Annotated in this window: 18 protein-coding genes and 1 tRNA gene; 13 read left to right on the forward strand and 6 right to left on the reverse strand. The window is 55.8% G+C overall.

The window, feature by feature from the left end; all coding sequences use genetic code 11:
• The first annotated feature begins 110 nt into the window (after positions 1-110).
• Entirely contained in the window at positions 111-692 is a 582-nt protein-coding gene (gene ssb, locus GCE01_RS05245; protein WP_086634612.1) for a single-stranded DNA-binding protein, read from the forward strand.
• A gap of 64 nt (positions 693-756) precedes the next feature.
• Here the strand turns inward: ssb and GCE01_RS05250 are convergent, their stop codons facing one another.
• On the reverse strand, positions 757-1,224 hold the full coding sequence (locus GCE01_RS05250) for a GNAT family N-acetyltransferase (protein WP_099211483.1): 468 nt from the start codon (positions 1,222-1,224) through the stop codon (positions 757-759).
• Positions 1,221-2,018: a helix-turn-helix transcriptional regulator gene (locus GCE01_RS05255; RefSeq protein WP_099211485.1), complete on the reverse strand. Its 798-nt coding sequence runs from the start codon at positions 2,016-2,018 to the stop codon at positions 1,221-1,223. Before GCE01_RS05255 ends, GCE01_RS05250 begins: the two co-directional genes overlap by 4 nt.
• An 83-nt stretch (positions 2,019-2,101) precedes the next feature.
• Between GCE01_RS05255 and GCE01_RS05260 the strand changes: the two genes are divergently transcribed.
• From GCE01_RS05260 to GCE01_RS05275, 4 genes are all read left to right on the forward strand, one after another.
• Positions 2,102-2,866, forward strand: a complete 765-nt coding sequence (locus GCE01_RS05260; protein WP_099211487.1) for a class I SAM-dependent methyltransferase — start codon at positions 2,102-2,104, stop codon at positions 2,864-2,866.
• 73 nt (positions 2,867-2,939) lie between these two features.
• The gene (gyrA, locus tag GCE01_RS05265) at positions 2,940-5,780 is read left to right on the forward strand and encodes a DNA gyrase subunit A (protein ID WP_099211489.1); all 2,841 of its coding nucleotides are present in this window, start codon (positions 2,940-2,942) and stop codon (positions 5,778-5,780) included.
• The gene (gene coaD, locus GCE01_RS05270) at positions 5,773-6,291 is read left to right on the forward strand and encodes a pantetheine-phosphate adenylyltransferase (protein WP_046900542.1); all 519 of its coding nucleotides are present in this window, start codon (positions 5,773-5,775) and stop codon (positions 6,289-6,291) included. The genes gyrA and coaD overlap by 8 nt, the downstream gene beginning before the upstream one ends.
• Positions 6,292-6,322: 31 nt before the next feature.
• A complete protein-coding gene (locus tag GCE01_RS05275; protein WP_099211491.1) occupies positions 6,323-6,808 on the forward strand; it encodes a peptidylprolyl isomerase in 486 nt (161 codons plus the stop codon).
• 36 nt (positions 6,809-6,844) lie between these two features.
• Here the strand turns inward: GCE01_RS05275 and GCE01_RS05280 are convergent, their stop codons facing one another.
• Positions 6,845-7,225 carry a DUF6525 family protein gene (locus tag GCE01_RS05280; RefSeq protein WP_099211493.1) on the reverse strand — a complete coding sequence of 127 codons (381 nt, stop codon included), beginning with the start codon at positions 7,223-7,225 and terminating at the stop codon, positions 6,845-6,847.
• Positions 7,226-7,359: 134 nt separating this feature from the next.
• Between GCE01_RS05280 and GCE01_RS05285 the strand changes: the two genes are divergently transcribed.
• Positions 7,360-7,435: transfer RNA gene (locus GCE01_RS05285), tRNA-Lys, on the forward strand.
• 142 nt (positions 7,436-7,577) lie between these two features.
• On the opposite strand, the gene GCE01_RS05290 is transcribed toward GCE01_RS05285, so the two are convergent.
• The gene (locus GCE01_RS05290; protein WP_244591095.1) at positions 7,578-8,417 is read right to left on the reverse strand and encodes a GntR family transcriptional regulator; all 840 of its coding nucleotides are present in this window, start codon (positions 8,415-8,417) and stop codon (positions 7,578-7,580) included.
• 53 nt (positions 8,418-8,470) lie between these two features.
• Here GCE01_RS05290 and GCE01_RS05295 point away from each other — a divergent pair, with 53 nt between their 5' ends.
• The 5 genes from GCE01_RS05295 to GCE01_RS16805 all read left to right on the forward strand — a co-directional run bounded on the left by GCE01_RS05295 (position 8,471) and on the right by GCE01_RS16805 (position 14,980).
• Positions 8,471-10,807 (forward strand): TonB-dependent receptor, encoded by a 2,337-nt coding sequence (locus tag GCE01_RS05295; RefSeq protein ID WP_099211497.1) that lies wholly within the window; start codon positions 8,471-8,473, stop codon positions 10,805-10,807.
• An 83-nt stretch (positions 10,808-10,890) separates the two neighbouring features.
• Positions 10,891-12,204 (forward strand): cation:dicarboxylate symporter family transporter, encoded by a 1,314-nt coding sequence (locus GCE01_RS05300; RefSeq protein ID WP_099211499.1) that lies wholly within the window; start codon positions 10,891-10,893, stop codon positions 12,202-12,204.
• Entirely contained in the window at positions 12,201-13,244 is a 1,044-nt protein-coding gene (locus tag GCE01_RS05305; RefSeq protein ID WP_099211501.1) for an Ldh family oxidoreductase, read from the forward strand. Before GCE01_RS05300 ends, GCE01_RS05305 begins: the two co-directional genes overlap by 4 nt.
• A gap of 200 nt (positions 13,245-13,444) precedes the next feature.
• Complete coding sequence (locus GCE01_RS05310) at positions 13,445-14,758, forward strand: ATP-dependent DNA helicase (protein WP_099211503.1); 1,314 nt, start codon at positions 13,445-13,447, stop codon at positions 14,756-14,758.
• Between the two features lie 63 nt (positions 14,759-14,821).
• Complete coding sequence (locus GCE01_RS16805) at positions 14,822-14,980, forward strand: hypothetical protein (RefSeq protein ID WP_167386119.1); 159 nt, start codon at positions 14,822-14,824, stop codon at positions 14,978-14,980.
• Between the two features lie 22 nt (positions 14,981-15,002).
• On the opposite strand, the gene GCE01_RS05315 is transcribed toward GCE01_RS16805, so the two are convergent.
• Both GCE01_RS05315 and GCE01_RS05320 read right to left on the reverse strand, forming a co-directional pair.
• Positions 15,003-17,648 (reverse strand): 2-oxoglutarate dehydrogenase E1 component, encoded by a 2,646-nt coding sequence (locus GCE01_RS05315; protein WP_099211505.1) that lies wholly within the window; start codon positions 17,646-17,648, stop codon positions 15,003-15,005.
• Between the two features lie 84 nt (positions 17,649-17,732).
• Positions 17,733-18,707, reverse strand: a complete 975-nt coding sequence (locus GCE01_RS05320) for an alpha/beta hydrolase (RefSeq protein ID WP_099211507.1) — start codon at positions 18,705-18,707, stop codon at positions 17,733-17,735.
• Positions 18,708-18,911: 204 nt separating this feature from the next.
• Between GCE01_RS05320 and GCE01_RS05325 the strand changes: the two genes are divergently transcribed.
• Together GCE01_RS05325 and GCE01_RS05330 are read left to right on the forward strand one after the other, a co-directional pair.
• Positions 18,912-19,229: a hypothetical protein gene (locus GCE01_RS05325; RefSeq protein ID WP_244591096.1), complete on the forward strand. Its 318-nt coding sequence runs from the start codon at positions 18,912-18,914 to the stop codon at positions 19,227-19,229.
• A gap of 80 nt (positions 19,230-19,309) precedes the next feature.
• A complete protein-coding gene (locus GCE01_RS05330; protein WP_099211509.1) occupies positions 19,310-19,948 on the forward strand; it encodes a 2OG-Fe(II) oxygenase family protein in 639 nt (212 codons plus the stop codon).
• The last annotated feature ends 23 nt before the right edge of the window (positions 19,949-19,971 follow it).

A 19,971-nucleotide genomic window follows, 5' to 3' on the forward strand; every position in this document is an offset into this window, starting at 1 on the left:
AAAGTAGAATGTGAGATGGGAACGCATCCAAAGGGATGCTAGATCATTTCATAGATGGGCTTTCTGAGCCGCATGAAAAGAACAATTCGAGAATAAATGGTTGGTACGGAATGGCAGGTAGCGTCAATAAGGTGATTCTGGTCGGGAATCTGGGCAAGGACCCGGAAGTCCGGAACACGCAGTCAGGTGGGAAGGTTGTCAATCTGACGATCGCCACGTCTGAAACATGGAACGACCGTCAGTCCGGTGAGCGCCGCGAGCGTACGGAATGGCATCGCGTCGTCATTTTCAATGATCGCCTGGGCGACGTGGCTGAGCGTTTTCTGCGCAAGGGGCGCAAGGTTTACCTCGAAGGTGAGCTGCGGACCCGTAAGTGGACCGACCAGTCTGGCCAGGAGCGTTACACGACGGAAGTGACGATTGATCGGTTCCGCGGTGAGCTGGTGCTCCTCGACAGTAACCGCAGTGGCGGTGATGAAGGCGGTGGCTTCGACGGTGGTGGTTCGTCCTACGGTGGCGGAAGCAACAACGGCGGCGGCTTTGGTGGTGGAAGCCGGAGCGGTAGCAGTGAAGGCGGCTTCGGCGGTGGCTCTCGGAGTAGCGGCGGTAGCGCAGGCGGCGCGTCGGGCAGTCGGGGCGGTGGCTGGGATGCTCCGCCAGATAACGATCTGGATGACGAAATCCCGTTCTAAGGGATTTTCCGGAGAACCGGGCTGGCAGTGTCAGTCCGGTTTTTTTATGCGTGAAAGGCCCGTTTCAGAGCGACAGATGAAGGAACTGGTTGAACACAGAGGCCTCATAGTCAGCGAAAGGTTCGCCGAGTTGAAAGCCTCGGGCCTTGTAGAGCTTTAATGCGGGTTCGAAAGAGGAGTTCCGGCCGGTTTCAAGGTTGAGCTTTTTCAGGCCCACAGAGCGTGCTCTGTGAATGAGATGATCCAGAAGAGTGCTGGCGATGCCCCGTCTTAAAAAATCCGGATGAGTACGCATGGACTTGAGTTCACCGTCGTGAGCACTCAATCGTTTTAGCGCACCAATGCCAGCAACGTGGCCGTGGTGATGGACAGTCCAGACCTCGATATCTGATGAGGTGAGAGCAGCCAGATCCAAGGCGAAGACGTGTCCAGCAGGGGTGTTTTCGTGCATTCCTGCAAGATGAAGGGCCAAAAGGCCGCGTGTTTCTTGGTCGGAAAAATCTGCTGGGTGGAGAGTGTAGTTCGGGTTCATGGGGTGGAATCCGGAGTGGCCGTGCTTCTGGACAGAATGACAAGTTTATAGCCCGCATGAGCTGTCGGAATGAACGTTGTTTGATCGTAGTGGAGAAGGCCTTGTGTTGGATGCTGAAAGCTCCGCTGCCCTCCTTCTCTGGGGAGGACGCTTTGGTCCTCCCAGAAACGGTTAAATTCCGGACTTTCTCTCTGAAGAGTTGAGACAAGTGTCTGAAAAGGTTTGGTACGGGCACTCGAAACTGTATCGGCCCGAAATTCGGCCAGAAGCCGCTGGGCGCGGGTTAGCCAGTCCGTAAGGAAAATTCGGGCATTGAGGTTCAGAAAAACATAGCGCAGCTGATTGGTCTCTGAGCTGTTCAGCCAGGCATCGAAAAGGGTTTTGGCTGCGGAATTTGCGCTCAGAACATTCCATAAGGGATCTAGCAAATAAGCAGGGCTGGAGATCTGTTCCGGGAGGCTGAGCAGTGTGGCCGGTGCAGTTGGCGCAGTGTGATCCTGCTGAGGGTCTCGCAGTTCTGCCAACGTGAAAAGGTAGCGTCTTTCCGTCGTGGACAGTTTCAGAGCCGTGGCAATTCGCGACAGTGTGGCGGATGAGCATGAGACGTCGCGTCCCTGTTCCAGCCACGTGTACCATGTCGTGCTGATCCCGCAGAGTTGAGCTGTTTCCTCGCGGCGTAGCCCTGGGGTGCGTCTGCGTCGTAATGGAGTCAGCAATCCTGCTTCTGACGGGGGAAGCCTTTCGCGGTGCGTGCGAAGAAACAGACCAAGAGTTTTACGGCTGGACGTAGGCATGGTGCAATTTATACCATGATAAAATAGGATCTTATACCTGATTGTTTGTTGTCTGATGATGGTCTCCAAGGGAGAAAGATCAGATGGTTAGGCAGGCAGGACAATTTGCTGCGAAGCATTATGAAGACAGGGCGTCATCTTACGTAAATAGCGTGGTGCATCGTCAGGGCGATGATCTGGACGTGATGGTTCGGGCTGTTCAGGGGCGCGGGTTTGAACGTGTGCTGGACCTTGGCTGTGGCGGGGGGCATGTCAGCTATGCTGTGGCGCCACATGTCGGGCAGGTTGTCGCCTGCGATGTCACGGCCGGAATGTTGGCTGCGGTGAGCCGGTCCGTTCAAGACCGTGGGCTTGGCAACATTGCTGTTGAACAGGGCGCCGCAGAAGCGCTTCCGTTTGATGATTGTGTGTTTGACGCTGTTTTATGCAGGTTTAGTGCCCATCATTGGGAAGGCTTTGAGGCTGGTCTGAGAGAAGTGCATCGCGTTCTGAAGCCAGGAGGTCTGGCTATTTTCGGCGATGTTACGGCTCCTGAAGACGCTATGTCCGATAGCTGGCTCCAGACGTTGGAATTGATGCGGGATATCTCTCATGTGAGGGACTATGCCGTGACAGAATGGGTGTCTGCTCTTGGAAGATCCGGTTTTGTTGTGGATGGCCTGATACGCAGCCGTTTGCGGATGGAATTTGAGAGTTGGGTATCGCGAACACGAACGCCGACGGAACGTGTAGAGGGCATCCGGTCGTTGCAGCGTGGTGCGCCTGTAGCTGTCCGTGAAAGACTGGGGTTGGAAGAAGACGGCAGTTTCCTGCTGGACGTGACCGTTTTTCAGTCTCACAGGCCATAATGGGGTGGGTGTGGCATGTAGGCCGCGCATGGGCTATGCTGTGCGGACTGTATTTTAGCGTGGTGGACCTGTCTTGACCGAGCTGAACGAGCCGACTGATATTGTACCTTCCGATCGTCTTCCGGTGACGATCGAGGAGGAGATGCGCTCCTCCTATCTGGCCTATGCGATGTCGGTGATCGTCTCGCGTGCCTTGCCCGATGTGCGTGACGGCCTGAAACCCGTCCATCGCCGCATCCTGTACGCGATGCGCGAGAGTGGGTTTACGTCTGATAAGCCTTACCGCAAGTCTGCGCGTGCGGTCGGTGACGTGATGGGTAAATACCATCCGCACGGTGACAGCTCGATTTACGATGCCATGGTTCGTATGGCGCAGCATTGGTCAATGCGCGTCAAGCTGATTGATGGACAGGGTAACTTCGGTTCGGTCGATGGCGATAGCCCGGCTGCCATGCGTTACACCGAAGCTCGTTTGGCCAAGTCTGCGTCGTTCCTGCTGGATGATATTGAGCGGGACACGGTTGATTTTCAGCCGAACTACGACGAGAGCGAGCACGAGCCTAAGGTTCTGCCAGCGACGTTCCCAAATCTTCTGGTGAATGGCGCTTCGGGTATCGCGGTCGGTATGGCCACGAACATCCCGACGCATAATCCTGGCGAAGTTATTGATGCCACGCTGGCGATGATTGCCAATCCGGCGATTGAGCTGGATGAGCTGATGCAGATCATCCCCGGCCCGGATTTCCCGACCGGCGGCATCATTATGGGCCGGAGTGGCATTCGCAAGGCGTTCGAGACAGGGCGTGGGTCTGTTCCGGTTCGGGCTCGTGCTGAGATCGAGGAGATCCGCAAGGATCGTCAGGCGATCGTCATCACCGAGATCCCGTATCAGGTGAACAAGGCAACCCTTCAGGAGAAGATTGCCGATCTCGTTCGTGCGAAGGAAATCGAAGGCATCTCCGATATCCGGGACGAAAGTGATCGTTCTGGAATGCGCGTTGTCATTGAGCTGAAGCGCGATGCGACGCCGGAAGTGGTGCTGAACCAGCTCTATCGCTTCACGCAGCTTCAGACGTCCTTCAGTGTCAATATGCTGGCACTCGATGAGGGCAAGCCGCGCACGATGGGGCTGATGGACGTTCTGCAGGCGTTCATTCGTTTCCGCGAAGACGTCATTCTGCGTCGCGCACGCTTCGATCTGAACAAGGTCCGGGATCGTGGGCATCTGCTGGTTGGCCTTGTGCTGGCTGTTGCCAACATCGACGAAGTGATCGCGCTGATCCGTTCTGCCCCGGATGCCTCGACAGCGCGTGAGCTGCTCATGGCGCGCGAGTGGGATGCGAGCGAAGTTGTGCCGTTGCTGGAGCTGATCCAGGACGAAGGCAATGTCATTTATGATGGCAAGGTTCGCCTCACAGAAGCGCAGGCTCGCGGTATTCTCGAACTGCGTTTGCAGCGTCTAACCGGTCTGGAACGTGAGAAGATCCAGGGTGAGCTGAGCGAAGTTGCGGCCAAGATTGCCGACCTGCTCGACATCATTGGCAGTCACACTCGTCGCATGGATGTCATGCGCAATGAATTGCTGGCGGCCCGGGCTGAAATTGCCACCCCACGGATGTCGGAAATCTCCGATGCGCTGGGCGATCAGTCTGACGAAAGCCTGATCGAGCCGGGTCAGATGGTTGTGACCATCACGCGTGACGGTTTCATCAAGCGGACGCCGCTTGAGATGTTCCGCTCACAGAACCGCGGTGGGCGTGGTCGTACGGCGTCTGGCCGTCGTGGCGATGACGTCATTATTCGCAGCTTCAATGCCCATACCCACCAGTGGGTACTGTTCTTCTCTTCGGGCGGCAAAGCTTATCGCACCAAGGTCTGGCATCTGCCGGAAGCGTCTCCGACGTCCAAGGGGCGCGCGCTGGTCAACCTGCTTCCAGAGCTTGGTTCGGACGCTATTACAGCGGTGCTGCCGCTGCCGCAGGATGAAGAGCTGTGGGAAGACCTACACCTCACCTTTGCGACCGCCAGCGGCAATGTTCGTCGTAACCGCCTGAATGATTTCCGGAATATTCGGGCATCTGGTCTGATTGCGATGAAGCTGGATGAGGGCGATTCCCTCATTGGTGTGGCGACGTGTCGTGAAGGTCAGGACGTGTTCCTGGCAACGAAGAACGCGCGCTGTGTCCGCTTCCAGATCACCGATGATACGCTGCGTGTGTTTGCCGGCCGTGGCAGCTCGGGCGTGCGTGGTATCCGCCTTGGTGATGGGGATGCGGTGATTTCACTGTGCATCCTCAACCATGTGGATGCCAGCGTTGAAGAGCGTGCGGCCTATCTGCGGATGGCCAATGCAAAACGTCGTGCCGAAAATGCTGCGTCGGCAGAAGGTGCTGAAGAAGAAGTGGTGTCCGGTGACGAAGACACTGTGGAGATCGCTGGCGATCTGACGCAGGAGCGCTTCGAGGAGCTGGAACATCAGGAAGAAATTCTTCTGACTGTGACGGATGGCGGGTTTGGCCGTCGTTCCTCCGCCTATGATTATCGTGTGTCGGGCCGTGGCGGTCAGGGCATCACGAACATGACCTTCTCGGCCAATCGTCGTGGCAAGGAAGTGGTTGGGACGCTTCCGACTCTGGATGGCACGGATGTCATGCTCGTGACCGATACGGGTCGTCTGATCCGTCTGCCGGTGTCTCAGGTGCGTGTCATGGCACGTCAGGCCAGTGGTGTGACGCTATTCCGCCTGAACGACAGTGAGACCGTGATCTGTGTCTTCCCGGTTGTGGAAGATGATGGAGAAGAGGGCGACCTGATCGAAGGGGATGTCGTGGCAACGCCAGACGGTACAGTGCCTGTTGATGGCACTGTGACGGACGGTGAGGCTTCTGTGGGTGACGCAGCCCCTGATGCCTGAGTGGCAGACTGATCCGCGTGTCGGGTTTTATCCCGGCACGTTTGATCCGGTGACGTTCGGTCATCTGGATATTATCGACCGTGCGTCTACTCTTTTTGACCGCCTGCTGGTTGGTGTGGCGGTCAATGAGGGGAAGCAGCCGCTTCTGACGCTGGAAGAGCGTCTGGAGATGATGCGGCAGGAGGTCTCGAAATTGCCTCATGCGGACCGGATCAGGGTTTTGGGGTTTGATACCCTATTGGTCGATGCCGTACGTAAGGCTGGCGCCGGGACGGTTGTGCGCGGCCTTCGTTCTGCGGGGGATTTCGACTTTGAAAGTCAGCTCTCTGGGGCGTTGCGTCGTCTGGCGCCGGAAATTGAGACGGTCTTTCTGCTGTCTTCCGAAGGGCATCGCACGACGGCCAGTCGGATTGTGAAGGAAATTGCCCGTCTTGATGGCGATATTTCCTCCTTTGTCAGCGAAGATGTTGCAAGTCTCGTCTTGTCGAAACTGGGTCGAAGGGCGACATAGGAACCTTCATTGATTTCTGGAAGGTTCCAAGATGTCTGAGACCGCAGTACCCGACGGCAATAAGCTGGTTTTCGAACTCAAGAGCGGCAAGGTCGTCATTGAGCTGCGCCCTGATCTGGCGCCGCTGGCTGTGGAGCGTCTGAAGCTTCTGGCGAGCGAAGGTTTTTATGACGGTGTGAAGTTCCACCGTGTGATCGAAGGCTTCATGGCACAGGGCGGCGATCCGACTGGCACAGGCACCAGCGGTAGCAGCTACCCGGACCTGAAGGCCGAGTTCACGGACAAGGCAAAGTTCGAGCGTGGCACACTTGGCATGGCCCGTACGATGGCTCCGCACTCTGCAAACAGCCAGTTCTTCATCATGTTCCAGGACGTGCCGTCCCTGAACGGTCAGTACACGATCGCTGGCAAGGTTGTTGAAGGCATGGAGTATGTCGATCAGATCAAGCGTGGCGCTGGCTCGTCAGGCGTCGTCAAGGATCCGGACACCATCGTTAAGGCTTATGTAGAAGCCTGAAGCTGTTTGGGCTGTTCTGAGTGTCTTGCGGGACGCTCAGGCAGCTTGCTGCTTGTTCTCTGGTGTGCGCAGGACTGTCACTCCTGCGGCATCATGAGGGTAGGGCGAGCCGCATTGAGCGGTGTAGCGCTCTGAAAAGGCCTCGCGTTCGAGGCGTTCACAATAATCCAGATATTTGATCAGGGCTCGCTCGGCACGCGGAGTGCGGCCGTAAATGCGCTTGTAGTGCTTCCACAGGATCAAGGCGTTGACGGACCAGGCATCATAGACGTGTTCGTTCAGGCGTCTGCGAATGGATGCTGGAAGCTGGTCGAATGCATCCCACTCGTTCCCCTCAAAGCGTTGCCAGATTTCATGCCGTACAGTGCGATCGTTTAAGGCGGAGTGAGTGGTCAGGTTGTTATTTTTGGAGCGCATACGGGGGGGCTTTTTCAGGCTCTGAATCGGTAGTATTTAATATGTTATAACATAACTAAAAAAATTCTAGTGCTGTTTTCCGGCTGCTGGAGGTTGACCTCCATAGTGGTTGTGGGGTAGCCATCCGCTCGGATGAACCGGTAGCTCAGTTGGTAGAGCATTCGACTTTTAATCGAATGGTCCTGGGTTCGAGTCCCAGCCGGTTCACCATTTTCCTTTTAGATCAAATATGTTTGGAAAACTTCGCCTAGGGCGAGGCATATTCGATGATGGGCTCCGTTAGCCCTGCGCCATTAGCAAGCAACGCTTTCAAGCTAATGATTTCGTCCCAGGCCGATATGTGCTGCCAGCCTTATGGGACGAAAGACGCTTTGCCACGGAGTTGGTCCGCAGAGCGTGGTTTCATTTTTTTCCGGATGCTGAGTGCTTTATCAAGATGCGTCAGATGGGCATCCATGATCTTTACAGCATCTTTTACCTTGTTCTTGCGGAGTGCGCTTACAAGTCGACGGTGGTTGTCGCAGGATTGCTGCGCGTCTGCCTTGGATTGATACAAGGTGGCGATCAGCACGATGCGGGTTGTCAGTTCTTCAAGAATGTTGGCCAGAATAGAATTGCCAAGCGCTGCGGCAAGGTGAACGTGGAAGTGGCCTAGAAGGTAGCTCCGACGACCCAGGTCATTCTCATCGATGGCGCGCTGTTGCTCCAGGACATGTGCTTCGAGCTGCTTGATCATCTCTGCACTAATATTTTTTTGAGTCATGAGAAGACCGATTTCAACAGATCGGCGTGCTTCGATTGTTTCCCGGGCTTCTTCGACGGTGGGTTCAATAACGAACCAGCCTCTTCTCGGTGAGACTGCCACAATGCCTCGACTGCTGAGGCGCATCATTGCTTCTCGCACCAGTGTTCGCGAGACCCCGAAGATCTCGCCCAGATCTTTTTCTCCCAGCCGCTCTCCTGGTGAAATCTCTTCAGAAAGAACGGCCTGTATGATTCTGTTCTCGATGACATTGCTGCTGGCTGGCTGCATCGATTTGTTCCGGTCTTCCATGGCAGCTTTTATGCGCCTCCTTTTTTGAGGGAACAAGCACAACAGAAGATCGGAAAAAGGAATATTCCGGTTTAGATCATTTTTAATGTGGAACAAGAAGGGTTTGTATTCTATCTGGTATACAAGATTCGCCGACATGGTGAATTGCGACACATCCTGACTGCTTCACATCGCCGATCTGGAAATGCCCGATGTCCCTTGTTTCGCCCTGCCGCTCCCGTTCTGCTCTCTCGTTGCGCGTAACGCTCTTGTCCACAGCTCTTCTGTCCTGTGCAGGCAGCGCGGATGCTGCTGTAGTGGCAGCGAAGCGGAGTTTGCATCCGATCGCTAAGCATGGGGCTGGAGCAGTACGGCATCGTACAGTTGATGCTTCCGCGGCGAGTAATGAGGTCGTTCACGTTAATGCCCGGCGCGGTGTGACTGGCGCAGGTCAGCACGAGGCGCATTCTGAAACGGTACTGTCCCGTCAGGAGCTTCAGAATCGTAACGTTCGTCAGTTGATAGACATCGTTCGTGTGGCACCAAATCTGACTATTCAGCCTTCTTTTGGAAGCTCTGCACTGAACTTTGCATTGCGCGGTGTCGGGCTGATGGATTTCACCCAAAACAACACCCCGTCTGTCATGCCGTATGTCGATGGTGTGGCCTATCCGGTGAGTATTATGACTTCGGGTATGCTGTTTGACATGGATGACATTTCTGTTGCGCCTGGTGCGTCCGGTTTCACGCATGGGCAGTCCACCACCGGTGGTGAGATTAATTTCCACACGGGTGATCCTACCCCTGAGTTTCATGCAGGTCTGATGGAAGACATTGCCAGCTATGGTCGCAATCGGGTCGAGGGGTTTGTCTCCGGGCCAATTTCCAAGTCGGTTTCGTTCCGTTTGGCAGGGCAGTCCATGACGGGGGGCGGCTTCCAGCACAATTCGCAGGGCGAAGGGTACGGCAACTCTAATATCGGAGCTCTTCGCGGCAAGCTGCGCTGGAAAATCGACGCTACATCGACGCTGGACATTGGCGGGCACTGGACGACGGACCAGTCCGAGACGTCTTCGGGGCATAATTTCTATAACAGCTACGGCGTTCCTGTGACGTCGGATATCATGCAGACCGAATGGGGACTTGATCCGCGGTTTGCGAAAATTATCGGTATCAACGGAGCTAATCAGAAGCCAAGGGAAGACAATATCTTCTGGGGAGCGAATGTCCGCTATACGAAGGACTTCAGCTGGGGCCGGTTATGGACGCTGAGCGCTTTTGAAGCCGTTGACGAGCATGAACTGACCAACCAGACGAACTCGGTTGCGTCCTATGGCAATATGTTCCGCAACAACCAGACGAATGTTTTCTCGCAGGAAGTTAAGCTTGAGTCCCGTGATCCGCATGCTCGCTTCCACTGGGAAGTCGGCATGTATTACAGCCGTGCACGGATGGCGCAGAATTTCTGGTATGATTCATCAGACCGCCCTGGGACGACACCGCTGAATGAGACGTCCTATCGTCAGAATCAGCAGAACTTCAATCAGTATGTTCAGCTTTCATATCGCATTTTGCCGAAGCTGACCCTGATCGGGGCGATCAGCCATGAGTCGGACGACCGGCAGATGCTGAATGTTGTCAGTGCTGATTACGACCTGAATACGGGTGCCAGAACGCATGTGCAGAACTTCGGCAATTCAGGGGCACTGACAAATCAGTTCGCTGGACGTGTCGGGGCACAATACCAGTTCAATCCCAGCGTGATGGGATATGTCATGTTCTCGCGTGGCTTCAAGCCAGGAGGATTTTCGGCCAACATCACCCAGCAGGCCAGCCAGCTAAAGCCGTTCAAGGCCGAGCAGGTTCTGACGTATGAGGGTGGTTTCAAAACGATGCTGTTCAACCGGCGTCTGCGCTTTAATGCAGCCGGTTTCTATTATGATTATCGGGACCAGCAGTTGCTCGGGACCATCCTCGTGCCACCGTACGGTGTGCTGGGCGGCTACGTAAATGCACCGCGCTCCAACATTTATGGCGCTGAGTTCGATATGGAAGCACATCCGTTTCGTGGGCTCGTGCTGACACAGAATTTTGGATACCAGAACGGCTCTTACTCCCAGTTCCAGAGCCTGAATCGCAGTGCCACAACTGCCCAGTTTGCCTCAACGGGTGTCTGGTCGCCTGTGAATACGAACTATAATGGCTACAACATGGGGCTGGCCAATCTGACTCTTTCTGGAGCGGCTACCTACACCTGGTCCATGTTCCATGACTACAAAATGACTTTTGACGTCGATTATAATTATCGCGGCGCACAGACGCAGCCGCAGCATATTGGAGATGGCGGGATCTACCGTGCTCCGGCCTATTTCCTTGTGAACTCGTTCCTGACGTTTGCGGCACCGAAACAGCATTGGTCTGTATCGGTTTATGGGCAAAATCTTGCTGATCGCCGTTACTGGCTTTCTGGCGGGACGCAGGCCACTTTCTATGGTGTCATGCCGGGTCTGCCACGTTTCGTAGGCGCAAAAATGAACGTAACGTACTGAACGAATCATCAGGACCTGAGCCGGAGCGCAGAACCTCTAGCCGGCGTCAGGTTTCCTGAAGGAACGACGGGAAGAAGGTCTGGATGACGAGCAATACGAGCCTTTCGAAAGATGCGAAACGCAGGTTTCGTCCAGGGATTTTCTCTCAGGTTGTGATTGCAACTCTGATCGGGGTTCTGGTTGGTCTGTTCGCACCGCATGTTGCAGGGCAATTCCGATGGCTCACTGATCTGTTCCTTCGTCTGATTCTGATGGCGGTCGGCCCGCTGCTGTTCTGTATTGTCGTGACGGGTATTACGGGCGCGGGATCGCTAGGTGCTGTGGGACGACTGGGCTTTCGGTCCCTGATTTATTTCGAGGGTATGACCACGCTCGTCCTGCTGCTGTCGGTTGGGGCAGCCATGCTTATCCGGCCCGGACAAGGGCTGACTTTTACGCCCAGCCCTGAGGATGCCCATATCGTGGCATCCTACGCTGCGAATGCTCACCTTCTGCACGGGCAGGGTTTTACCGGGTTCATCCTGAGTCTTGTTCCACGGTCTCCGGTTGCGGCTTTCGCCGAAGGGAACATTCTCCAGATCCTGTTTTTCGCTATTCTGACAGGATGTTGCCTAAGCAGGATTGGGGACGCTGGTGCACATGTTACACGCCTGATTGAAAGTCTTTCGACGCTTTTTTCAAGAATGATGCGCCTGATTATTGCTCTGGCGCCACTAGGTGTGTTTGGGGCTGTTGCGACGACGGTAGCAGAGTACGGACTGGATGCTATCGGTCGGCTTGCGTCGTTCGTTGTGCTCTATTTCGCAGCTATTGCAGTTTTCATCGTTGTGCTTCTGGGTGGCTGCCTTTTGGCGTGTGGTGTTCATCCATGGCGCTTTGCCCGTTATTTCCGTGAAGAGATCCTTATTGTCACGGCGACGACCAGCTCTGATTCAGTTCTGCCAAGCATCATGGCAAAGCTCGAAGCCATGGGCGTTTCCAGGCAGGTGGTTGGCTTGGTCGTTCCTGCCGGATATTCGCTCAATCTGGATGCACTATCGATCTATCTCGGCTTTGCCATTGTGTTTCTGGCCGATGTGACTGGTACGCCTCTGACGCTGACGCAAATGCTCTCTATGCTGGCGACGGCACTGATTACGTCCAAAGGGGCTCATGGAGTTCCGGGGATTGCGATCGTCGTTCTGGCTGCCACGTTGGCTGCTGCTCCTTCCATTCCGCTCTCCAGTCTTGTGCTTCTTTTGGCAGTAGACTGGTTTATCGGAATTGCCCGGGCTGTTGGTAACCTTGCAGGAAACTGTGTTGCTCCTGTTGTTATGGCGGCGTGGACTGGGGCGCTGGATCGTGAGCAGGCCCGACATATGCTGGCTCCCCGTGCGAAAATGGAGCTTCCGTCATGAGCAGCATGACAAAGCTTTTGTATTATCCGGAAGCGTTGCTGTCTCAGCGTGTTCACGCGTGTCTGGTGGAAGCCGGAGCGGAGGATACAGACGCCGAAGCCACGACCCGGGCCTTGCTTCATGCATCTCGTATCGGGGTCGATAGTCATGGTGTTCGACTGGTGGGACATTATGTGCGGCTTCTGCGGTCTGGTGGGGTGAATTCCCTGCCCGTTCCTGTCTTCACCAGAACAGGGCCGGCAACTGGGCAGTTGAATGCTGACGGTGGGCTGGCTCATTCTGCGGCCTATCGCGCCATGGATGAGGCTGTGTCGTTAGCTCGGGACGCTGGAATTGGCGCGGTTGGAGTGCATCATTCCTCGCATTTCGGAGCAGCTGGCGCGTATGTCGTTGAGGCTGCGAGGCAAGGAATGATCGGTTTGATCATGAGTAACTCTGACGCAGCCGTGTCCCTGTTCGGGGGCGCCAGGCCATTTCACGGAACAAATCCTATTGCGATGGCTGCTCCGACCAGTGGTTCTGATCCGTGGCTTATGGACATTGCGACGTCCTCAATTCCATTCAACCGCGTCAAACTCTACCGCTCCCTTGGCTTGTCGTTACCATCAGGTGTGGCTGCGAGTGATGACGGACGACCCACACGGGATGCACAGTCAGCTGCGTTTCTTCAGCCACTCGGTGGGGAAGAGTTTGGTTTCAAGGGAGCTGCACTGGCTGGGCTTGTTACCATACTGGCAGGCGTTCTGACGGGCGCGGCACTGGACCCGGTTATGGTTGGCACTGATGAAGAGCAGAGCGACCGGAAGCGACAGAACGTTGGCCACTTTGCAATCGCCATAGATCCAGCAAGGTTTATTGGCCAAGCGGCTTATGATCTTGCGATGGGCTCTTATCTCGATCTTTTAAGAAATGGTCCGTCCGTTAATTCGCATAACCCTGTTATGGCGCCGGGTGACCGGGAGTGGCAGGAAGCTCGAAAGCGTGCCGAGACAGGGATTCCGGTTGATCCCGATACACAGCGAATTCTCGGTTTGATTTGAAGGCATAATTTATTCCCCAAAAATAGCGATCGGTACGTCTTGGTTGGACGTGCTGTCTTTTTAGGGGGGGCGGAGAGGAGGCAGTCAAACCCAAACTACACCTCTCTCTCTATGTCATCAGTTTGCGCCCGTGCTGCTTTTTTCATGGTCCATTTGTCCTTTTGGTGGAGAAGGGGGCGAGATTGTGAGAAGGAGACACCATGGTTGCGCTCACTCCTTCTCAGAAAACGGCTCTCGATGAAATCATCAAGGCGCATGCTGAAAAGCGGCCTACGCATTTACTGACGGGGTATGCCGGGAGCGGCAAGACGACCCTGATGCAGGAAGTGGCCAGGCATTTCCTTCGTTTGAATGTTGTGACCGTGATTACGGCGCCGACACACAAGGCCACGGCTGTACTGCGAAGCAAGGTGGACAAGACCGTCGAGTGCCGGACCATCCAGAGCCATTTGAGCCTTCAGCCGTCATCCCAGGGTGGTAAAACCACTCTTGTACGCGCGAAGCGCCCGCAAACCATTCCGGATGGCGTGGTTATTGTGGATGAGTGTTCCATGATTTCGCGTGAGCTGATGGGGTGGATCCGGGATCTGCTCAAATACTGCTTCGTGCTGTTTGTGGGTGATCCAGCGCAGCTTCCGCCGGTGGGGGAAGACGCTTCGCCGTCTTTTTCTGTCCCGTCGACATCGCATCTTGAGACAGTGGTTCGGCAGGCGGCGGGTAATCCCATTCTGGAGGCTGCTACGATCATCAGGCAGAGTCAGGGTGGCGATGTGGACTGGAGCTGGGTTCAGGATGCCCGGAAAGGCTCCTCCGGGTTATTCGTCCCCAAGGATGTTGAAAGCTGGGTGCGCAAGGCCTTCACGTCTGATGCATTTGACGCAGACAATGATAGCTTTCGTTACCTGTGTTGGACGAATGACCGGGTTCATCAAGTGAACCAGATGGTTCGACAATGGCGGTATGGGGAGACGATTGATCGTCCCTTTATGCCGGGGGAACGTGCCGTCGCGCGTGCGCCTTTCAGTCGACAGAACGAAGACAAGAGCCGACAGCAGATTGCGACCAATGAAGAAGTTCTGGTCATGGATATTCAGGCGTCTCGTTTGTCGTACCGTTTTGAAGCCTGTGGATCTCTGGCGGCATGGACAACGGATTTACCAGCTTGGGAGCTGACTGTGCTCACGCTGGCAGGAGAAGAAATTACCGCGCATCTGGTGCAGGATCCGCGGGACCTTCAGGGCGTGGATCGTCGGCTTGTTCAGGAAGCCAAACAGGAGCGCAAACGCTGGCAGCAGCGGTTTGCGTTTCAGAGTGCGCTGCTTAATTTGCAGGCCATTTATGCCATGACGGTGCATACGTCTCAGGGCAGTACGTTCCGGAATGTTTTTGTGGATCTGGGTGACATTCGACGTCGGGCAGGAGGAAACCCTCTTGAGACCCAGCAGCTTTGTTATGTAGCCCTGACCCGCGCGACGGATATGGTCTTTCTCGTCAATACTGGCTCTGCGAACTGAAGACTGACGGTTGATTTACTGAGATTTCCGTTGGTGAGCTCGAACGAAACAAGGAATAGGGCGATGCGGGTAAAAGTTGGTCTGGCTCTGGCACTTCTGGTGGCTCTGGCTGCTTGCGGGCCGGATTATGGTGGACAGGGTTCACGCCAATATCGGGGAGATGGGTTCGGTAATACGGGTTCAGGTCGGAGCAGTTATGGATATCAAGGTGGCCCAACCTGAGAAGCGTTTGCTGGCCTGAGCGTCAGGCCAGCGCGTCCTGCACCAGTTTTTCCTGCTGCGCCGCATGTGCACCAGGAAGACCGGTTGCAGGAGAGGCAGCACTTTCACGGCCCACATAATCAGGGCGCTGTACCTTGTGACCGCACTCCCGAAGAGCGCGCTCGATCCGACGATCAACAAAAATCCAGGCACCATTATTCTGGGGCTCTTCCTGGCACCAGACAATCTGTTCAGCATCCGGATAAAGCTCCAGCTGCTGGATCAGGGCGTGATGAGGGAACGGATAAAGCTGCTCCAGCCGGATGATGGCCACGTCCGTGCAGGACTTCCGCGCCCGCTCGGCAGTCAGGTCATAGAAGACCTTACCGGAACACAGGATAATTTTTCTGGGGTTGGTAATGGTTTGCGGGTCTGCCAGGACTGGCTGGAAACGCGTGTGCGGGCCCATCTCAGCAAGCGCAGAAACGGCTTCCTTATGGCGAAGCAAAGACTTGGGCGTGAAGATGATCAGCGGCTTGCGGCAGCGGCGCGCAATCTGGCGGCGCAGAGCATGGAAATAATTGGCCGGGCTTGTGATGTTGCAGACGCGCAGATTGTTTTCGGCACACAACTGAAGAATGCGCTCTGGTCGTGCGGATGAATGTTCAGGTCCGCCACCTTCATACCCATGAGGAAGAAGGAGCGTCAGGCTGGATGTACGAAGCCACTTGGTTTCCCCTGAGGCGATGAACTGATCCAGAATGACCTGTGCGCCGTTGGCGAAGTCTCCGAACTGGGCTTCCCAGAGAACCAGTGTGTCCGGGTCGCCGAGGGAATAGCCGTATTCGAAGCCTAGCACCCCGAACTCGGAGAGGGGGGAATTCCAGAGGTGCAGTGGGGCCTGATGGGGGGCGATATGGGCGAGGAGCGTTTCTTCCCGTCCCGTTTCCTGATCAAACAGCACAGCATGACGCTGGCTGAAAGTGCCGCGTCGGCTATCCTGACCTGACAGGCGCACAGGATGCCCGTCCATTGAGAGCGTGCCAAACGCAAGGGCTTCGGCTGTGGCCCAATCGAGAGGGCCACCGTCAGCGACGGCTTTGCCTCGGGCGATAATCTGCCGTGCCAGGCGGGGGTGAACGTTCAGGCTTTTTGGAATAGTGCCGATGGCCTCTCCGATTATGCGCAGACGTTCCATCGGAACGCCGGTCATGGGTTGGATGCGCTCGGGCTCATCCTGGAGGCGGGTGGAATCCTGCGGCCCGTCCAGCCAGTCAGTTGCGTTTGGCCGGTAATGCTCGGAGGCTGCGAATTGTTCTTCCAGTCTTCTCTGGAAGTGCTGCCACATTTCTTCAACCTGATCCGACGTCAGAATGCCTTTACGGATCAGGGTATCGGCATAGAGGCGACGCGTCGTGGGGCGGGACTGGATGGCATGGACCATGGCAGGCTGAGTGAAGGCGGGTTCGTCGGTTTCATTGTGGCCATGGCGACGATAGCAGACGACATCCAGTACGACGTCTGCGTGAAAATCGCGGCGCCATTCATGTGCCAGCAGGGCTGCCCGCGCGACAGCGTCCGGGTCATCGCCATTGACGTGCAGGATGGGTGCCTGAACGGATTTGGCGATGTCTGTATTGTAGATACCAGAATGAGCGTCGGATTGAACGGTGGTGAAGCCGATCTGATTGTTGATGATGACGTGGACGGTTCCGCCTGTGCGGTAGCCTTCAAGTTTGGAAAGGCCCAGCGTTTCATAAACAACGCCCTGCCCGGCGAACGCAGCGTCTCCATGAACAAGAATACCAAGATGGCGATCGCGGTTCTTGTCTTTTTCACGATCCTGATCAGCCCGGACGCGACCGAGAACAACAGGGTCCACGGCTTCAAGGTGAGACGGGTTTGGCAGGAGGGAAATACGCAAGGTGTGGCCTGCGTGTTCCATCGTGGTGGCGGTGCCGAGATGGTATTTGACGTCCCCAGATCCTTGGATGTCATCTGGCTTGAAGGATGCACCAGCAAATTCGCTGAAAATTGCCGCGAAGGGCTTCCGCAGGATATTGGCCATAACGTTCAGTCGGCCGCGATGTGGCATACCCAGCGATACAGATTTTGCCCCATCGCGTGCAGCGGCATCGATCAGGGTCCGGAGGGCGACAATAACGCTCTCTCCACCTTCCAGACCAAAGCGGCGCATTCCCATGAAGCGCTTTTGACAAAACCCTTCAAAGCCCTCTGCACGGGTCAGGGCCAGAAGAATGCGTTCCGGCTCCATCGCTGGCGTCGAGGATGACGTCTCAAGCCGGTCAATCCACCATTGTCTCTGCTGTGGGTCCTGAATGTGCATGAATTCGGCACTTAAGGTGCCCGAATAGGCGCGGCGCAGGCGAGCAAGCAGATCACGGTCTGCGTCGGGTGGGCTAAGCTCAGGGATGTGCGGCGTTGGTGCGAGACCGAGTGGATCCAGGCGTGCAAAAGCGTGGCCGCGCAGACGATAGGCGTTTTTCAGGGCCTCAGCGCTATTGTCCGACGTGTCAGTTGTCGGACGTTCAGCACCAAGGGTTTCGAACAGGGCGGCGAAAGCTGGGTCTACGGACGCAGGATCGGTCTGCCAGCGGGCATGAAGCTCGGCCAGATAGACAGTGTTTGCGCCGTTGATGGCATCGCGGTCGTCGCGGTGATCGCCCATGAAAAATCAGTCTCCAGTCACAGGGGCGCGAACTCTAGCCCATCAGAGCAGGTGGGGGAACGCATTTGGATAATGCATTCCGTGTCAGTCTCTAGATGGGGTGAAGAACCGCTTCATGGAAGTGATTCGTCTGTTGAGGGTACGTTTTGCCACAGGAGTTTCTGTCACATCAAAGGCATGGAAGGCCCCGGGGACGATCTCCAGTTCCACGGAGACCCCGCTTCGGATCAATCGTTGGGCGTAGAGCAGGTCTTCTTCGAGAAACAGATCCAATGAGCCGATCGTCATAATGACTGGGGGCAGCCCAGAAAGATCGCTGGCGCGGGAGGGCGCGGCATAGGGGGAAATATCGTCAGCGCCGGGCAGGGAGGGTGCGAGAAGAATCCCCCAAGCGTAAGTGTTACTGGCGCGCGTCCAGACGAATTCGCCTGCGACAGGAGAAGGGTTTGCCTCGTTGTCGATCGTCCGGTCATCCAGCATCGGATAAATCAGGTTCTGAAAGAGAATGGCTGGCCCGTTGCGGTCTCTGGCCAGCAGGCAGATAGCCGCCGCAAGATTTCCGCCCGCGCTTTCTCCGGTAACGGCGATCTGATCGCGGCGGATATTCAGGGCGTCAGCGTTGTCATGAATCCAGCAGAGCGTTGCGTAGGCATCTTCAATGCCACCAGGGAAAGGTGTTTCTGGTGTGAGGCGGTAATCCGGGGAGATGACAAGGCAGTTCAGATCCTGAGCAAAACGGCAGAGCTCGGCAGTGTTCTGTTCGGGGCGTCCAGCGCAGTGACCTCCACCATGGAAGTGCAGCAAAACCGGACGGGGTGTAGAGCTTGTCTCTTTAGGTTGAACGGTCAGAAGGCGGATGGTTCTGTCGCCCTCAGGGGTTGCAGGGATGTGACGTTGTTCAACAGTAACCTGAAAATCTTCAGCTTTCTGAAATGCTTGCGCGGCGCGGTTCTCAAGGGCGTTTCTCAGATCCGGAAGTGTTTCTGGTGTCAGGTCAGTGGCAGGAAACTGGCTTAGGGTCGGAAGGAGTTCCGGAAGGACAAGTCGCGCTGTATTCATGAGAGCATTCCTGAAAAATGGGAAACCTGATCTTTTGGTGGCTTCAACGTCTGCCTGAAGGGGAGGTTTGAGGCATCATGTTTTAAGGTAGAGCGAAGTTTGCCATAAAATTGCCGCAACTTTTGAGCGGCACGCAGCGTCATACAGGCAGTGCCTTCTGGCAGTTTCTGGAAATTGCGAAGGACATGTCGAGGAGTTCAGCTCATGCGTGCTCTGCTTGTCTGTCTATTTTTGACTGTCACAACCCTTATGACTCCGGATGCATCGGCTCAGGGTCTGGAAAGTGATATGCTGTCCGTACGGATGAGACTTGCTGAAGATGCAGGGATGTCTGGTGTGGACCGGCGGTTGATTGTTTGTCGGATCAATCCGCGCCTGTTGCATACGGTCTGGATTCCGAACGTGAAAGAACCGCGTCAGCCGCAGGTTTGCACGGGCGGCGCTAACGGGCTTGGGGCTGGATATGTCCGCTATCTGTCAACCAGCCGCGTTTCAAAGGCGCAGAAGCCACTTCGCGGGTAAGTTTCTTTCGTAAGAGTTGGTGTTGGCGTGTGTGGAATAGGTCTTGCCGGGTCGTTGGGGCAGGGCTAGCCTCGGCCACTATGTCCAACATTTCTCTCGATTATGATGCTCTGGCGCATACGCCGATTGCGGAGAAGCCTTTCCCGCATGTGGTTGTGCCGCATTTCATCAGCAATGATGATCTTCAGGCCATTGTGGCTGATCTGCCGGACATGCAGTCCGGCGGATCTTTTCCGCCGGAGGCGCTGGAGCTCACCCCTCGTGTGAACAGCATGATCGAGGAGTTGCAGGGTCTTTTGCTCAAGGACCTGATTGCGGAGAAGTTTGGCCTGGACTTGGCGGATGCACCGACCATGCTGACGGTTCGTGGTCGGACGCGTGAAAAAGACGGGCGCATTCACCGGGATTCCGAAGCCAAGCTGGTTACCGTGTTGCTGTATCTTAACCCGCGAGGCGAAGACTGGTCTTCGCGGGATGGGTGTTTGCGTCTGTTGAATGGCCCGGATGATGTCGAGGACTATGACGTCGAAGTCACGCCGGCTGAGGGAACGCTGCTGGTGTTCCCTAATGGTCCGACAACGTGGCACGGACATCGGCAGTTTATCGGGACGCGGTATGCGATCCAGCTCAATTATATGGCAACGGGCCGGAAGGCTCGGTACGAACTGGGGCGGCATCGTCTTTCGGCGCTGGTCAAGCGCCTGCCTTTCGTAGGCTGATTTTTTACAAGGGAACGGAAAAC

Origin of the sequence: Gluconobacter cerinus, assembly GCF_002723935.1 — a bacterium.
In the GTDB taxonomy this organism is placed as follows: Bacteria; Pseudomonadota; Alphaproteobacteria; order Acetobacterales; family Acetobacteraceae; genus Gluconobacter; species Gluconobacter cerinus.

Excerpts from the sequence above, each read along its gene's own strand:
- GCE01_RS05330 (WP_099211509.1), top strand. The coding sequence starts at position 19,310 with ATGTCCAACATTTCTCTCGATTATGATGCTCTGGCGCATACGCCGATT.
- GCE01_RS05325 (WP_244591096.1), top strand. The coding sequence starts at position 18,912 with ATGCGTGCTCTGCTTGTCTGTCTATTTTTGACTGTCACAACCCTTATG.
- GCE01_RS05255 (WP_099211485.1), bottom strand. The coding sequence starts at position 2,018 with ATGCCTACGTCCAGCCGTAAAACTCTTGGTCTGTTTCTTCGCACGCAC.
- GCE01_RS05310 (WP_099211503.1), top strand. The coding sequence starts at position 13,445 with ATGGTTGCGCTCACTCCTTCTCAGAAAACGGCTCTCGATGAAATCATC.
- GCE01_RS05300 (WP_099211499.1), top strand. The coding sequence starts at position 10,891 with ATGACGAGCAATACGAGCCTTTCGAAAGATGCGAAACGCAGGTTTCGT.
- GCE01_RS05295 (WP_099211497.1), top strand. The coding sequence starts at position 8,471 with ATGTCCCTTGTTTCGCCCTGCCGCTCCCGTTCTGCTCTCTCGTTGCGC.
- GCE01_RS05250 (WP_099211483.1), bottom strand. The coding sequence starts at position 1,224 with ATGAACCCGAACTACACTCTCCACCCAGCAGATTTTTCCGACCAAGAA.
- GCE01_RS05275 (WP_099211491.1), top strand. The coding sequence starts at position 6,323 with ATGTCTGAGACCGCAGTACCCGACGGCAATAAGCTGGTTTTCGAACTC.
- GCE01_RS05305 (WP_099211501.1), top strand. The coding sequence starts at position 12,201 with ATGAGCAGCATGACAAAGCTTTTGTATTATCCGGAAGCGTTGCTGTCT.
- GCE01_RS05315 (WP_099211505.1), bottom strand. The coding sequence starts at position 17,648 with ATGGGCGATCACCGCGACGACCGCGATGCCATCAACGGCGCAAACACT.
- GCE01_RS05320 (WP_099211507.1), bottom strand. The coding sequence starts at position 18,707 with ATGAATACAGCGCGACTTGTCCTTCCGGAACTCCTTCCGACCCTAAGC.
- GCE01_RS05260 (WP_099211487.1), top strand. The coding sequence starts at position 2,102 with ATGGTTAGGCAGGCAGGACAATTTGCTGCGAAGCATTATGAAGACAGG.
- ssb (WP_086634612.1), top strand. The coding sequence starts at position 111 with ATGGCAGGTAGCGTCAATAAGGTGATTCTGGTCGGGAATCTGGGCAAG.
- GCE01_RS05290 (WP_244591095.1), bottom strand. The coding sequence starts at position 8,417 with ATGTCGGCGAATCTTGTATACCAGATAGAATACAAACCCTTCTTGTTC.
- GCE01_RS05280 (WP_099211493.1), bottom strand. The coding sequence starts at position 7,225 with ATGCGCTCCAAAAATAACAACCTGACCACTCACTCCGCCTTAAACGAT.
- GCE01_RS16805 (WP_167386119.1), top strand. The coding sequence starts at position 14,822 with ATGCGGGTAAAAGTTGGTCTGGCTCTGGCACTTCTGGTGGCTCTGGCT.
- coaD (WP_046900542.1), top strand. The coding sequence starts at position 5,773 with ATGCCTGAGTGGCAGACTGATCCGCGTGTCGGGTTTTATCCCGGCACG.